Below are 14,490 nucleotides of genomic sequence, written 5' to 3' on the forward strand. Positions count from 1 at the left end.
TTTAACTTTATTACCGTCAACAAGAATACACTGGATTCTCATTACTTGCAACCATTCATTAACCCACCGAAAAACTGAGAATAGTCTCTTCCAGCTATTTTCGGTGTGACAGGATCATTTCAACCATTTCTTCCGGTATTTTGGGTGTTGCTACTTTCTTCATATTCCTGATCAAACTGTCTTTCTCATCTACAAAAGATGCGAATTCTTCGGATAGTGGGCGTAGCTCCACATCTTCCTCTTTCAATACATGTGCGAGTCCGAGCGATTTAAAATGATTGGCATTCAAAATCTGATCCCCTCTGCTTTTTGCAGCAGAAAGTGGAATAAGCAGCATCGGTTTACGTAATGCCAGTAATTCAAAGATTGCATTTGACCCTGCTCTAGAAACCGCAAAATCAGACGCCGCTAGTAAATGTGGTAACCCCTCTGTTACGTATTCAAATTGTGTATAGCCGGGTGTACCTTCAAGCGTTTCATCCAGATTTCCTTTCCCGCAAAGATGAATAATATCGAAATCATGCAAAATGGCAGGTAAATCTTTTCGAACAGCATCGTTGAGTATTGAAGAACCCTGACTTCCGCCCATTATAATTTGGACTGTTTTCTCACCTGACAGGCCGGCAATGCGCAAGCCTTCTTCCCGGGTGCCATTGAACAACTCGGGTCTGATGATTGCACCGGAGCAAGTCGCTTTGCCAGCGGGTACATAATTTAGTGTTTGTTCGAACACTGTAAAAATATGATTTGAAAAAGGTAAAGCCATTTTGTTCGCAAGTCCTGGCGTTACGTCAGATTCGTGAATGACAACAGGTACTTTCGCCATTTTCGCCGCCAAGACGACAGGCACTGATACAAAACCGCCTTTGGAGAAAATTATTTCTGGTTTGACTTTCCTAATAACCGCTAACGCTTGTAGAACCCCCGCACCAACACGGAACGGATCTGTAAAGTTTTTCATAGAGAAATAGCGCCGCAGTTTACCACTTTGAATGGGATGATAGACAACTTCAGGATAACCATCGCCAATCAGTTCTTTTTCAATCCCTCGATGCGAACCAATGTAATGAATTTCATACCCTTTTTCGCTAAACACAGGGATAAGCGCTTCATTCACAGACACGTGTCCCGCCGTGCCGCCCCCTGTCAATAATATAACCGGCCGTTTCATGGGCCATTCACCTCTTCTATATTAAGAAATATATTGTAACTTAACTTTACCACATTGCCATTATAGCAAAGGAGTCATGATATAATGATGTTTAATTGAAGAATAAAGGGTGATTTATTTGGAAACTGCAGTTCCACTGAAGAAAAAGCCGTTCAGATTGGCAACAATCGTCTTGCCAATCCTCGTTACACAAGTCGCTCTGTATATGATGACGTTCTTCGATATTCTTATGACAGGGCGATATGATACATACCATCTTGCCGGAGTTACTATTGGATCTTCTTTCTGGGTACCAGTTTATACAGGGCTTGCTGGAATTTTAATGGGGCTTACACCGATCATCGCTCAATACATCGGAGCACGCCTCCACGCGGAAGTCCGACCTTCCGTTCAACAAGGCCTTTACGTATCGGTCGCACTGGCTGCAATCGTCTTTGCCATTATTCTATTCGCAGTTGCCCCTATACTAGAAGCAATGCCGCTCGAGGCTGAAGTACGCATTGTAGCAGCGGACTATTTGACAGGAATGAGTTTCGGCCTATTTCCCCTCTTTGCCTACACAGTGCTACGCTCATTTTTTGATGCGCTTGGAGCGACACGCGTTTCGATGTTCATCATTTTATTATCTGCCCCTATTAACATCTTCATAAACTATTTGCTTATTTACGGGAATTGGGGCTTTCCTGAACTTGGCGGAGCTGGGGCCGGATATGCATCCGGTATAACGTATTGGCTCGTATTCTTCATTGCTTGTTCTGTCGCGTGGAAGCATAAGCCCTTTAAGGAATACGCACTTTTCAAAGGATGGGAAAAGATTTCATTTAAAAAATGGAAAGTGATTTTATTCATTGGTGTGCCAATCGGGATTTCAATTTTTGTAGAGACAAGTATCTTTTCCGCCGTCACACTGATGATGAGTAACTATTCAACGGCTGTAATTTCCGCACACCAGATTGCGCTTAACTTCACTTCGTTGTTGTATATGTTGCCGCTAAGCATTTCGATGGGGGCGACAATACTTGTCGGTCAGGCCGTCGGTGCAGGACAGATGCGCGATGCTAAACAGTACAGTTATCTTGGTGTCGGGCTTGCCGTTGCGTTTAGCTTTGTGTCAATTGCTATTCTTCTCGTTTTCAGGGCGCCAATTGCTTCGCTTTATACAACAGACGGACAGATTATCGGATTGGCAACTCAGTTCTTCATCTACGCTGCACTGTTCCAATTATCTGATGCAATTCAGGCTCCGGTCCAAGGCGCCTTACGAGGCTATAAGGACGTCAATATGACATTCGTCATGGCGATTGTCTCCTATTGGGTCCTTGGTTTACCCATTGGTTATATGATGGCAACGTTTACTGAACTCGGACCATATGGCTACTGGGTTGGCCTTATTGCCGGATTGACAGTTGGCGCGATTACACTGACTGTACGGTTAATCTATATTCAGAAAAAGAAATTTATATAAACACTAAAACCCGTAATGCAGTATGCATTGCGGGTTTTCACTAATTTAATATACCGGTTCTTAAAATCTCAGTTTTCACCTTGACACTAATGGGCAGTTCGGAAAATGTGTCATTCCAATCCCCCTTTTCCCAAAGCGCGGGATGGAATGCACGGACTGGTCGGCCGAACCCTATAGCATCACTTTTAGCTGCTTGTAGTTTTTTAATCACTTTAGTAAAATCCTTTGTTAATTCCTTTGATAAGAAATCCTCAACTTCCTTTATTGTTTTCTTTTCATCTAGACTGTCATGCGGAAATTCCTCAACGGAAATTTTTAATTCATAGGTCGCATCGATCTTGTTATCTGAAATTTCCCAGTCCTTATTAATTCTAATCACCTCAACTGTAAGTGGACTCTCTGCCTTACCACTTTTCCACATATAAGAAAGCCGTGTATACCTGCCTTGTTTCTTACTTAGTAAATTGAAAAGGACCGATTCCTCTTTATCTAAAGTTTCCCCAGTAAATTCCCTTTTATTAAACAACGCAGTACCGGCAATTTCGGGTATACCGCTTTCTTTCCCAATTTTAATATAGGGAAGTGCTAGAGATATATCTTTTTCAAAAAGTAGTCTACATACTTGTTGAATATCAACTTTCGGGACTAATGTATATCGGACCGCCGTATCGATTAGTTCTGAGTAATACGTTGAAATATCATTCCCTAGACTCTCGTGCTGTTCAAAATAGGGAGCCAGTTCCCCTTCGACAATTGCCAAATGAGCGCTAAGTCGATTGCGTGGAGCTCTGTATAACGCATCGATATACTTATATAAGTCAGATTTGGCTGATTCCTCCGTTATAAGCAACACTTGAAGTTCAGCTATATCGAGCCCTTCCGTCGTATTCGTGTCGTTTTTCGCGTCAAGAACAGTGGCACCACTTCCTGTGATTGTTGTATAACTTATAGACCCATCTTCAAATATCGGAAACGCAAATTGCGCCTTGATCTTCCCCGGCTGACCTTCAACCCCAAAAAGAGATACATTGGTTACATCCTTATAATGTTTTTCATCCCAGCAGCCGCTTAATAACAATGAACAGACCAATAGGATTAGTAATCTCTTCATTTCCTTTTCCTCCTGTTCACGAGTATGACTATAGTTGGAACAACAATTATGAAAAACAAATGGAAATAGACGAGTGAATTTTGAATCATATCAACACGTTCTTTCGAATTTAAGAACAGCGGTAATATGACGAGCAGGATATGAAAAATAATCGTATTTCTTTTCCGGTGACCTTTCGCATGCAGCTGATGCACGTACATTGTAGTAAAGGCAAAAAGGGATATCGTGATGATACTCCACATCATCCACATATAAATGAAAAATAAATCAAGCCGTTCTACAAACGAGAAAGTTTGCGATTTCAAAATATACATGATTGGCTCAGGAATCCTTTCTATTTCCTTTAGTGGGAAATAGAGAAGGGTTATCAAGACCGTACTGAAAAAAAAGAACATCCATAGCATTTGATATATGAACAGTGGTAAGCCTTTAATTTTTTGTGTGCTATCTACATGCTTCCTAAAAAATAAAAACAGTTCAATGCCAATGAATGTAAACTGCGAAGCGAGAATCCCTTTTAACAAATCTGAACCGTCTATTTTAGCTAAAGGGAATAAATTCGTCCATACGAATTCTGGCCATGCGAGTAACAAGACAAAGTAAAAGATCGGTATCAGTGGGACGAGGATGACTGTTAGATTAATGACGGTTTCGGAACGACTTAAGTTTGCATACAACGATACGCCTACCATGATTGAAATGACGACAATCTGGGGAGTTTCAGGGAATGCCCATACCGCAAGCGTATAATCAATATAAGCAATGAAGGAGACGATAATAAGGAGCCAATAGCCTTTATATAGCCAAGATACAATCGGACCTGGCGTGAAGAATATATAATTCCTTTCATATAACAACAACAAAACATAATGAAAAATGCCTACTCCGATGAAAATAATCCATGCATCACGCCCTGTTACACTGATGAATGGCGTTTGAAAGGATAGAAAAACAGTGCCTGTTTGTATAACAAACAGAAATAAAAAAAACTGGGTTCTTGACAATTTAAACGTCAACGTCCACCACCTTCTTTATTTGCACCATGCGTAAACGTTTTCTGTTGTTTTTTAAGACGAACATATGGTGACCTGAAGAAAGCATCTTTAAATTTCGACGGATCAAAAGGAACGATAGGCGTAAAATATGGCTGTTTCAATGATGATACATTCATCAGATGGATGAAAAGCACAAGTGTACCAATTGCTATGCCGAAGAAGCCAAACAGCGAAGCGGCAAGCATAAATGGAAAACGAATAATTCGGATTGTCATATTCATTTCCCAAGAGGGAATGACAAAACTCGAAATGGCTGTCATCGCCACGACGATTACCATGAAATTCGATACGAGACCGGCATCAACAATTGCATTACCAATAACCAGACCACCGACAATACCTATCGTTTGCCCAATTGGGGTGGGGAGACGGATAGCTGACTCCCGAATGAGCTCGATAAACAATTCTAAAATGAGCGCTTCATAAATAGGTCGATACGGAATTGCATTCACCGCTAGCTTCACTTGTTTACCTAATTCCAGTGGAATGATTTCAGAATGAAAACCGATGACAGCTATATAAAATGCAGGTAAAAAAATGGCCGTCACAAAACTTAATATGCGGAGAATCCGATAAAATGAACCCACTAGAACACGTGCATTATAATCATCTGGAGACTCATAAAAGGAAAAAAAATTGACCGGTGCTATCAGTGCGGTTGGAGAATTGTTCGAAAAAATCGCTATTTTCCCTTCCAGCAAATTTGCAACAACACGATCAGGTCGTTCCGTATTGAGAAATTGTGGAAACGGTGACCAAACGGAATCTTCTAAGTAATCCTCTACTTGACCTGTACTAATAACTTTATCCGACTTAATGTTCTCCAATCGTCTTTTCACATCGGCAACGACATCTTCATCCGCTATTGAATCAATATATATATAATTAACAAGGGTTTGAGTATCATTCCCGAGCCTCAGTGTATGGACGACGAGATCTGGAATCGCAAGCCGTTTGCGAATCAAGGACATATTCGCATCAAATCCTTCGACGAATCCTTCATGTGGACCGCGGATAACATGTTCATTTTCCGGTTCGTTAGGGCTGCGAACAGTAAATTTCGGCATCATGATTTGCAATAATAAATTTGTTTCAGGAAAAATAACGGCTACGAAACCTGAACTAATACTATGGGTAAGCATAGAGACGGAAAAAGCATGAACAGACGAGATTGCAGTCTTTCCCCAATCGGCAAGTCCGTCCGCTGCCCTTTTCCTGATTAGCTCAAGCTGTCGGTTCACTTCTGCCCCTTCAGTCATTGTAGTGAAATAACAAATGACAGCTGGACCATTCTGCCACTCCATTTCTTCAACATATAAATCGGAAGAATTATGAAATACCTTTTTTATGTATAAAATCAAACTGTCAGTCGATACAATGTCCCCCATCATGCTCACCTCCTAAGAAGAGTTTGAGCATGCCAGAAAACTTTTAAACATTTACTTGGAGAAATCCGTTTATAAGAACGATGGTTTAAGACGGTATGTACACGAAAAAATAGTAGGAAAAAAGCTATCCTCCAAACCGAATTAGTATCAGTCTGGAGGATAGCTTTTAACCTCTCTTATTTTTGAATGAACTGTTGTGTCCAGTAGTTGCCGTTTTTGTCATAGCCGATGCCGATGTGTGTGAATCCAGGCGTTAAGATATTTTGTCTATGTCCTGGCGATTCCATCCATCCTTTTACAACTTCCTCAGCCGTACGTTGCCCCATAGCAATATTTTCCGCTGCCGATTTATACGTTATACCATTAGACTTCATTTGATCAAACGGTGAGCCGTATGTCGGGCTTGTATGTGAAAAGTATCCTTTTGAAGCCATATCTGTTGATTTTTGTCGTGCAGAGTTCATCAACTTCGCATCTGTTTGTAACGGTTGAAGACCTGCTTTTTGTCTTTCAACATTTGTAAGGTCAAGTACTGCTTTTTCAATCGCAGAAACAGATGCATCTGATGCTGTTTCAACAGGTTTAACTGGTGCTACTTCAGCAGGTTTTTCCGGTGCTGGCTTAACCGGTGTAGTTGCTTCCGGTGTTGGTGTTGGTACTGGATTAGTCGTAGCTGGTTTTTCTACCGGCTTGACTGTAACTGGCTTAGTCACCGGCTTCTTGATTGGCTTGACTGTAACTGGCTTATTTACCTGTTTGTCAACAACCACTGTATTTTTTGTATAAGACTTCGCTAAACTGTAAAGTTGCTCAAAATTAATATTTTTTTCAAGCAATACCTTGTACATATCGGGTTGTTTGTCCCCCCCTATGTAACTTTGAATGTACTGTTGTGCTTTTTGCACCTGTACATTGTTGTCCAATTGTGAAGCTTCTACATTATTGTTGTTCGGCAGTAAGAGCGCCGAACCGAGCATGAGTACTGCAATCGATTTTTTCATCTCATTACTCCTCCCTTCGCAATCTATCATAACGCGTGGGAGATTTAGAATATCGGGTTTCTTTTCCAGTTCATCCAGTTCTTAAATAAATACCCTAGCAAAGGACCTCATATTCTATGGAAATGGATAAGTCTGGTCAACTATCTTTAATTTTCATCTAAAAAGGGGTTGACGGCCTTATAATTCAACGTTTCGATCCCTTCCCCGATGATTACAATACGGGCTTCCATCTTGACATATTCGGGGAGCCAGTTGACCATCCCATACGCATATTGAAATAAAAACGGATTTTTATAACCGCTAATAGGTACATAACCTTTCATCCGATAAACTGTATCAGGAAGGGATTTCACCCAATTCTCGAAATCTTCTTTCGTAACACTCTCAGTGAATGTAAGGAGTTTTGAAGAAAGCGGTAAGCCTTTTCCTGATATGATTTGCTTATCAGTCCCTTTTTTCGATGAACTTAAGGTTTTCTCAATGAAGGAGAATGCAACTTTTGCGCCCACCGTTTGTATAATTGGAGCAGATTCATTGAAACTCGATAGTTCAAATGTTACTTTCGCTACTTCCTCTTCAGTTAGAAGATCGACTTTATTCGCCAGTAGTAAATGAGCATGCCGAATTTGCTCCATGAATAAAGCGCGTACTTGCGGAGATAGCTTATCGCGTTCCAGCCAACGCTTCGAATCGGCAACCGTTACAATTCCTTTTATGTTAAGCCGGTCTGCGAATAAAGGTGAGTAAATAGCGTCGAGTGCTTCCACTGGGTGTGCAGCACCCGTTGTTTCTATTAAGATGACATCGATATCATCGTTTTCTTCAAGCAGTCCCTGAAGCTGTGCCTCTGTTTTCTCTGAACCTGTACAACAGATACATCCATCTAGCAGTTCTTTAAGCGGAACTTCAGCTCCCCCTTCTACAGTATTTGAATCGAAAGGCAATGCTCCAAATTCATTCATTAATACAGCCGGTTTTTTTCCTTGTTCTTTCAATTGTGCAATTGTATGAAGTAACAGTGACGTTTTACCGCTTCCTAGAAAACCACTAAATAAGTAAACATCAATCATATGTACGCCTCTTTTCATTTTATTAGAAAAAGTCATAGCATCCTATCGGATTAGAACACGATGGACTAGATGGGTTGAAATAAAGAATTCCCTTGAATCCGCTTCAGCGCTAGGGGATGTCTCTCGCCCTAAAACTAGCTAGATTAGCGCTATCTTAGGGCTGGGCTCCCCATGAAAAACCCTTCGTTCAGCTTGTATAGACATTTAAAAAAGCGTCCGGCCGGATTAGGACTGGACGCTTTTTAGTTATTTCCCTACTTTTTCAAGCAGAACTTCTTTTGCTTTCATCAGCTGTGGATCGTCTTCTTGAATTTTCGTCCGAAGTTTTTCCATCAGACCGTAAGTTGTTTCTCCTAAGAGAATACCGTTCGTGTCCAGCGCTAAATCTTTTTGCAACTTTTTGACAGCCTGAGTTGTTTTTTCATCAAACATGCCATCAATTTCACCTGGTTCATACCCAACGGCTTTAAGCATTTCTTCCGCTGATTTAATGGAAGGTGAAAGCATGCCCACTTTCATTTCTATTGTTGGATCAAGAAACGGAAGCATTGCATAAGATGGATACGGCACTTCAATATCGGGCTTAATTCCTTCTTTATGAACCCAATTGCCATCAGGCGTCAGCCATTTTGCTGTAGTTAATTTTAAATTCGAGCCGTCAGGAAGATTTTTAGGTGATTGAACTGTTCCTTTACCGAATGTTTTCACACCAATAAGTGGCACATTGGCAGATTCTTTTAACGCACCTGCCAGTATTTCTGATGCCGAGGCACTACCGTCATCGATGACGAGCGTTACTGGAACTCCTATTTTTCTTTTTCCAGAGGCTGTAAAAATTTCTGGTTGTATACCTTTTTCTTTATACTGGAAAATGTTCTTTCCATTTTCCAAAAACAGATCGGATATTTTGATGGCTATGTCGAGTCTACCGCCTGGATTTTGGCGTACATCGACAACTAACCCTTTCATTCCTTTAGCTTCCATCTCATCAAGGGCAACAAGCAACTCATCGTATGTTCCTTCCGAGAAGCTTGTGAGGTGAATATGTGCAATTCCATCGTCAAGCATTTCAGCATAGACTGTTTCAATCGGTATAACGTCACGTTTGATTTTTACGTCTACTGGCTCAACTGCTTCTCCACGTTTAATGCTTAAAGTGACAGTTGTCCCTTTTTCTCCTCTAATTAGAAGAACCGCTTCTGATGATGACATTCCCTGTATACTTTCACCATCGACCGCAATGATGGTATCGTTCGGTAATATCCCTGCGCGTTCTGCGGGTGAATTTTTGATTGGAGAAACAACGTTGATGTATCCGTTTTTCTCTTGAATTTCAGCACCAATTCCTTCGAAACTTGACGAAATACTCTCGTTTAATTGTCGAGCTTCCTTCTGATTTAAATAATCGGAATACGGATCTCCTAGTGCATCAATCATCCCATTGATGGCACCATCGATGACAGCTGTTTCATCGATATCTTCGAAGTAATTCCCTTTCATTTCATCATAGGCATTATATAACTTTTCAAATTCTTTTCGGTCCTTTAGCGATTGCTTTTGTGGACTCACAACTTCGACAACTTTATCATCACCTGTTGTTAACACGAAAAACGTTATGGCGGCAGTGGCCAGTACAAGTCCGAATACAAGCATGACAAAAGAGAACGGTTTTAATTTTATATATCGGTTTGCCGGCGGTTGACTATTTGGTTCAATTTCTTGTCCGTGGCCATTATTCTCTTCCATCCCATTCCCCACTCTCTACTATTAATACAAAATTCAATTCAATCTTATCCAGCAGTAATGGCTTAGTGGCCCAACATCCTATGGACCTCCGAGCGGCTAGCGGCTGGAGCTAGATACTATTCTAAGTCAAAAAAACGTATACTTTCTTACCTGCTAAAAAAGGACCGCTGTATAGTGGGCGGTCCTACTTCACGCTTATTCCTGAATTGCTGCTTCGAGCGCCACTTCAATCATGTCGTTGAATGTTGTTTGGCGCTCTTCTGATGATGTCGCCTCACCTGTTAAGAGGTGATCGCTCACAGTAAGAATTGCCAGTGCTTGGCGGCCAAATTTCGCAGCAAGTGTATACAAAGCTGCAGCTTCCATTTCAACAGCTAGGACGCCATACTGAGCCCATTTTTCATGTTGTGCATATTCATTATAGAAAACGTCTTCTGTAAATACATTTCCGACCTTCAAATCAAGCCCCTTTTTAAGCCCAGCATTATACGATTTCAAAAGAAGATCGAAGTTTGCAGTCGGTGCATAGCTGATACCATTGAATATGATTTCGTTCATTTTAGAATCGGTCGAAGCACTTTGTGCGAGAATAACGTCACGTACATGAACGTCTTTCTGAATCGCACCACAAGTTCCGACACGGATTAGTTTTTGCACGTCGTATTCTTGCATCAATTCCGTTACATAAATAGAAATGGATGGAACACCCATACCTGTCCCTTGAACAGAAATTCGTTTTCCTTTGTATGTTCCCGTATAGCCGAACATATTCCGGACTTCGTTATATAGTGTTACATCTTCCAGAAATGTTTCGGCAATGTATTTTGCACGAAGCGGGTCGCCTGGAAGTAAAATCGTATCCGCGATGTCACCTTTTTTTGCATTGATATGTATACTCATACTAAATAGCCTCGCTTTCAAATTTTCTTTTTTAATCATACATTCAACTAATCCATTATGCAAAGAAGATGCAGGTGCAACTTATAAAAATCTCTCTTCATATAATAGAAACAATTCATCGAAAACGACGGATGGCATTTTAGCATCCGCCTTTTCTTCGATATATCGCGATAATGGGTCAAAAGATTTTTCTTCTTTTGGAAAACTCGAATCCTTAAACATATATTCCGCAAACGTTGATTTTAAATCATCCATCGCCCCACCACGGAAGGATAGGGCGAATCGATAAAAGGACCGATCCATCCGTTCATCTCCCTTCTCAGCTTCAATCAATTAAAATAGTTTCGAGTACTCTCCGAAGCCTTCTTTTTCAAGGTTGTCAATGGATACAAAGCGGAGTGCAGCTGAATTTATGCAATAACGCAATCCGTCTTCACCCGGTCCATCCGGAAATACATGACCGAGATGTGAATCCGCGGTTTTACTGCGCACTTCTACTCGTTTCATGCCGTGGGTTATGTCTGTTTTTTCTATTACTTCCATTGATTCAATCGGTTTCGTAAAGCTTGGCCATCCACAACCAGCATCATATTTATCTTTTGAACTAAAAAGTGGTTTTCCTGAAACGATATCGACATAAATCCCATCTTCATAATGGCTGTCGAATTCATTTCGAAACGGTGGTTCAGTCCCATTTTCCTGTGTGACGTGGTACTGTATTTCGGTTAATTTCTTCTTCAATTCTTCTGTCATGATTCTTCACCCCAGTTGTCAGATTTGAATCGTTCACGGCCAGAGCCAGTTGCATATCTATTATAATGTGTCGGGTTTTTCATGTAATAATCTTGATGTCCTTCTTCAGCCGCGTAAAATGGCTTCGCAGGTATAATATCCGTTGCGATGGGTTTGTCAAACTTCCCAGAAGCATCTAGTTCAGCCTTTGTTTGCTCAGCGAGTTGTAGTTGTTCAGGTGTATGATAAAAAATGGCTGTCTGATAGGATTCACCCCGGTCAAAAAACTGGCCACCCGAATCAGTTGGGTCAATCTGTCTCCAAAAGATGTCAATCAGTTCGCGATAAGAAATAACTTCATCTTCAAAAGTAATTTGAATTGCTTCACGATGACCGGTCGCATTCGTACAAACCAGTTCATAAGACGGATTTTCGACATCGCCGCCCGTATAGCCAGAAATGACTGAATGGACACCTTCATATCGGTCAAACGGTTTCACCATACACCAAAAACAACCTCCTGCAAATGTGGCCAATGCTTTCGCCATTGTAAAACCTCCCTATTCTTTTGGAATTATAATTTCCAAGATAATCTCATCATCCGCCAAGTTAAATGTTTTTGCTTTTACTTGTAAATCACCTGATAACGGGATTGCAGAGAGATCGATGAACAGTTCTTCCTCCTTAGGACGAACAATCATCCAAGGGGGAAGCTTCACAGAATCCCTTAGTACTTTTAAAACAGTCGCAGGCGGGATGTTCAATTGTCCGATTTCCATCGACGATTGTTTTAATATTAGATTACCGTCTTCTCTAACAATTGGGTCAAAATGCATAATAACCGGCAATGTATAGGAAAACACCGTCATTTCTGAAAACAAGACCACATCATCTTCAACTTTCATCGTAACCGGAAGCGGCTCACCTTTTACTGCTTTTCGTATAAATGTGTTTGCAATACCTTCAAAATCTTCTTTTGTCGCCCTCACTGTTAAAACATGGTCCGCTTGATTCGAAACTTTCATTTCAGGAAGCGGAACCGACTCGGCGGAAGATCCAATAAGTACTATAACAGCTGCAAATGCTGCCGCAATAAGTCCTGCAAGTACAAAAAAACTAATTTTCCATCGATTCATGCGATCAGCTCCTACATTTCCAATTCCCCGTCCGATAGTTTTTGCAAGCCACATTCTTTCAGCTTTTCAAGGTAACGTTCCGCCATTGAGTCATAGCCCTTTGCATTCGGATGAAAGAAATCGGTGTGGTACACCATGTCTGTATTTGAATCAAACAAGTCCACAACTGGTACAAAGCATGACCTTCCGTCCATCATGGCACGAACTTCAATCGCTTCATTCCAGTCAGCAATAATATCTTCAAATTCATTTGTTTCATCCGTCACAATTGAAAACGGATTATAAAGACCTGCTACAATAATGATCGCATCGCCATTCAAGTCTCGGATAATACTAAATAATTCATCGAGCCTGTTTTCAAACTTACCGAGTTCAACGTAAAATGGTTCCGTCTGCAAATTGAATAGATTGGACTTAACGACTTTCATAATATCGTTTCCACCAATTGTCAAAAAGATTAAATCTGCCGTTTTCACAGAAGATTGAACTTCAGGGTCTAACAGTTTGTCAATGAGCTGGTCACTTCTTCGACCCCGCTTTGCCAAATTGGCCGCATCGACATCCTTAACCCCTTTCCATTCATCCATCTTGTTAGTTACTCGGCCAAAATAACCTTCTTTTTTCAGCTCATCCCCGACACCCTGGGTCAGTGAATCACCTAAACCAATCACATGGATATTTTTAGGAATGAAGTACCCTGGGATTGCCCACTCAGTAAATGCAATCTCTTGTCGATCAGAAAATGCACCTGTTTTTTCGATTAGCGTTTGTTGACAGCCGGACAAAAATAATGAGAAGGCGACCACAATCAGAAATACTCTTCTCATACGTAGAGTTCCCCTTTTCTTCAATAAAGAATCATTTATTAATCTGCGTAATACATAAAACCTATCGCTCCCTCACCAGTATGCGTACTGATGATTGGAGCAGTAAATGTAAGATTCACATCTTTTATGCCCGAGTCTTGTATCATTTTCTTCAATGGTTCACCCATTTTCAAACCATTGGCGTGTGAAATGCCGACTCCTCGAATAATCTTGCCAGCAGTCTCTTCTTTGAAAACTTTGAATAGATGGGCTACAACTTGTTTGTGACTGCGTGCTTTTGCGACGGGTGTATAGACGCCATCCTGCAAAGTCGCAATCGGTTTTATATTCAACAAGGAACCAATCATTGCTTTCCCTTTTCCGATACGGCCGCCTTTCACCAGATTATCAAGTGAATCGACAACAACGAAAAGCGTTGTATTATTACGGATTGAGTTCAACCGTTCAACGATCTCAGTAACTGACTTTCCTTGCTCGGCCAATTTCGCCGCTTCCATTACCTGAAACATCAACGCATGTGAGATGAACATCGAATCAATGACAGTAACTTTGGAATCCGTCATTTCAGCGGCTGCCTGGGCAGATTTCACAGTACCACTCATGCCACCAGTCATATGTATGGAGATGATTTCACTGCCATCCTCACCCAGCTTGTCATATAACTCCTTGAAAACACCTGCTGCCGGTTGGGAGCTTTTAGGCAATTCCTCAGAACTTCTCATCATAGTTAGAAATTCTTCGGGTTGTATATCTACACCATCGATATACGTTTTGCCATCAATTTGGATGGTTAGTGGAACAACATGTAGGGCATATTTTAGAATGTCCTCTTCTTTTAAATCGGCAGTTGAATCCGTGACGATATGGACTTTTTTCATAATGCGCACT

At 41.0% G+C, this 14,490-nt stretch carries 15 protein-coding genes; 1 reads left to right on the forward strand and 14 read right to left on the reverse strand.

Features of this window, described 5'->3' with window-relative positions; all coding sequences use genetic code 11:
- Positions 1 to 94 precede the first annotated feature (94 nt).
- On the reverse strand, positions 95 to 1,171 hold the full coding sequence (locus AZE41_RS12155; RefSeq protein WP_067209741.1) for an undecaprenyldiphospho-muramoylpentapeptide beta-N-acetylglucosaminyltransferase: 1,077 nt from the start codon (positions 1,169 to 1,171) through the stop codon (positions 95 to 97).
- A gap of 118 nt (positions 1,172 to 1,289) precedes the next feature.
- On the opposite strand from AZE41_RS12155, the gene AZE41_RS12160 reads away from it, so the two are divergent.
- Positions 1,290 to 2,636 (forward strand): MATE family efflux transporter, encoded by a 1,347-nt coding sequence (locus AZE41_RS12160; RefSeq protein ID WP_067209744.1) that lies wholly within the window; start codon positions 1,290 to 1,292, stop codon positions 2,634 to 2,636.
- Between the two features lie 40 nt (positions 2,637 to 2,676).
- Here the strand turns inward: AZE41_RS12160 and AZE41_RS12165 are convergent, their stop codons facing one another.
- From AZE41_RS12165 to AZE41_RS12225, 13 genes are all read right to left on the reverse strand, one after another.
- Positions 2,677 to 3,747 carry a Ger(x)C family spore germination protein gene (locus AZE41_RS12165; RefSeq protein WP_067209747.1) on the reverse strand — a complete coding sequence of 357 codons (1,071 nt, stop codon included), beginning with the start codon at positions 3,745 to 3,747 and terminating at the stop codon, positions 2,677 to 2,679.
- Positions 3,744 to 4,763 (reverse strand): GerAB/ArcD/ProY family transporter, encoded by a 1,020-nt coding sequence (locus tag AZE41_RS12170; RefSeq protein ID WP_067209748.1) that lies wholly within the window; start codon positions 4,761 to 4,763, stop codon positions 3,744 to 3,746. Before AZE41_RS12170 ends, AZE41_RS12165 begins: the two co-directional genes overlap by 4 nt.
- Complete coding sequence (locus AZE41_RS12175; RefSeq protein ID WP_156476040.1) at positions 4,760 to 6,193, reverse strand: spore germination protein; 1,434 nt, start codon at positions 6,191 to 6,193, stop codon at positions 4,760 to 4,762. Before AZE41_RS12175 ends, AZE41_RS12170 begins: the two co-directional genes overlap by 4 nt.
- 173 nt (positions 6,194 to 6,366) lie before the next feature.
- On the reverse strand, positions 6,367 to 7,191 hold the full coding sequence (locus AZE41_RS22270) for a CAP domain-containing protein (RefSeq protein ID WP_082786594.1): 825 nt from the start codon (positions 7,189 to 7,191) through the stop codon (positions 6,367 to 6,369).
- A gap of 146 nt (positions 7,192 to 7,337) precedes the next feature.
- Positions 7,338 to 8,261 (reverse strand): CobW family GTP-binding protein, encoded by a 924-nt coding sequence (locus AZE41_RS12185; protein WP_067209754.1) that lies wholly within the window; start codon positions 8,259 to 8,261, stop codon positions 7,338 to 7,340.
- Between the two features lie 246 nt (positions 8,262 to 8,507).
- On the reverse strand, positions 8,508 to 10,007 hold the full coding sequence (locus AZE41_RS12190; RefSeq protein ID WP_067209755.1) for a lmo1851 family serine protease: 1,500 nt from the start codon (positions 10,005 to 10,007) through the stop codon (positions 8,508 to 8,510).
- A gap of 195 nt (positions 10,008 to 10,202) precedes the next feature.
- Positions 10,203 to 10,907 carry a purine-nucleoside phosphorylase gene (gene deoD / locus AZE41_RS12195; protein WP_067213956.1) on the reverse strand — a complete coding sequence of 235 codons (705 nt, stop codon included), beginning with the start codon at positions 10,905 to 10,907 and terminating at the stop codon, positions 10,203 to 10,205.
- 81 nt (positions 10,908 to 10,988) lie between these two features.
- Positions 10,989 to 11,210, reverse strand: coding sequence for a YozE family protein (locus AZE41_RS12200; protein ID WP_067213957.1), 222 nt, complete (start codon positions 11,208 to 11,210; stop codon positions 10,989 to 10,991).
- A 30-nt stretch (positions 11,211 to 11,240) separates the two neighbouring features.
- Complete coding sequence (gene msrB, locus AZE41_RS12205) at positions 11,241 to 11,660, reverse strand: peptide-methionine (R)-S-oxide reductase MsrB (RefSeq protein ID WP_067209758.1); 420 nt, start codon at positions 11,658 to 11,660, stop codon at positions 11,241 to 11,243.
- Positions 11,657 to 12,187 carry a peptide-methionine (S)-S-oxide reductase MsrA gene (gene msrA / locus AZE41_RS12210; RefSeq protein WP_067209761.1) on the reverse strand — a complete coding sequence of 177 codons (531 nt, stop codon included), beginning with the start codon at positions 12,185 to 12,187 and terminating at the stop codon, positions 11,657 to 11,659. The genes msrB and msrA overlap by 4 nt, the downstream gene beginning before the upstream one ends.
- Before the next feature lie 12 nt (positions 12,188 to 12,199).
- Positions 12,200 to 12,775, reverse strand: a complete 576-nt coding sequence (locus AZE41_RS12215) for a YpmS family protein (RefSeq protein WP_067209763.1) — start codon at positions 12,773 to 12,775, stop codon at positions 12,200 to 12,202.
- 11 nt (positions 12,776 to 12,786) lie between these two features.
- The gene (locus tag AZE41_RS12220; protein WP_067209766.1) at positions 12,787 to 13,602 is read right to left on the reverse strand and encodes a GDSL-type esterase/lipase family protein; all 816 of its coding nucleotides are present in this window, start codon (positions 13,600 to 13,602) and stop codon (positions 12,787 to 12,789) included.
- 38 nt (positions 13,603 to 13,640) lie between these two features.
- A complete protein-coding gene (locus tag AZE41_RS12225; RefSeq protein ID WP_067209768.1) occupies positions 13,641 to 14,480 on the reverse strand; it encodes a DegV family protein in 840 nt (279 codons plus the stop codon).
- Between the last annotated feature and the right edge of the window lie 10 nt (positions 14,481 to 14,490).

The sequence above is a fragment of the Sporosarcina psychrophila genome, assembly GCF_001590685.1.
In the GTDB taxonomy this organism is placed as follows: Bacteria; Bacillota; Bacilli; order Bacillales_A; family Planococcaceae; genus Sporosarcina; species Sporosarcina psychrophila.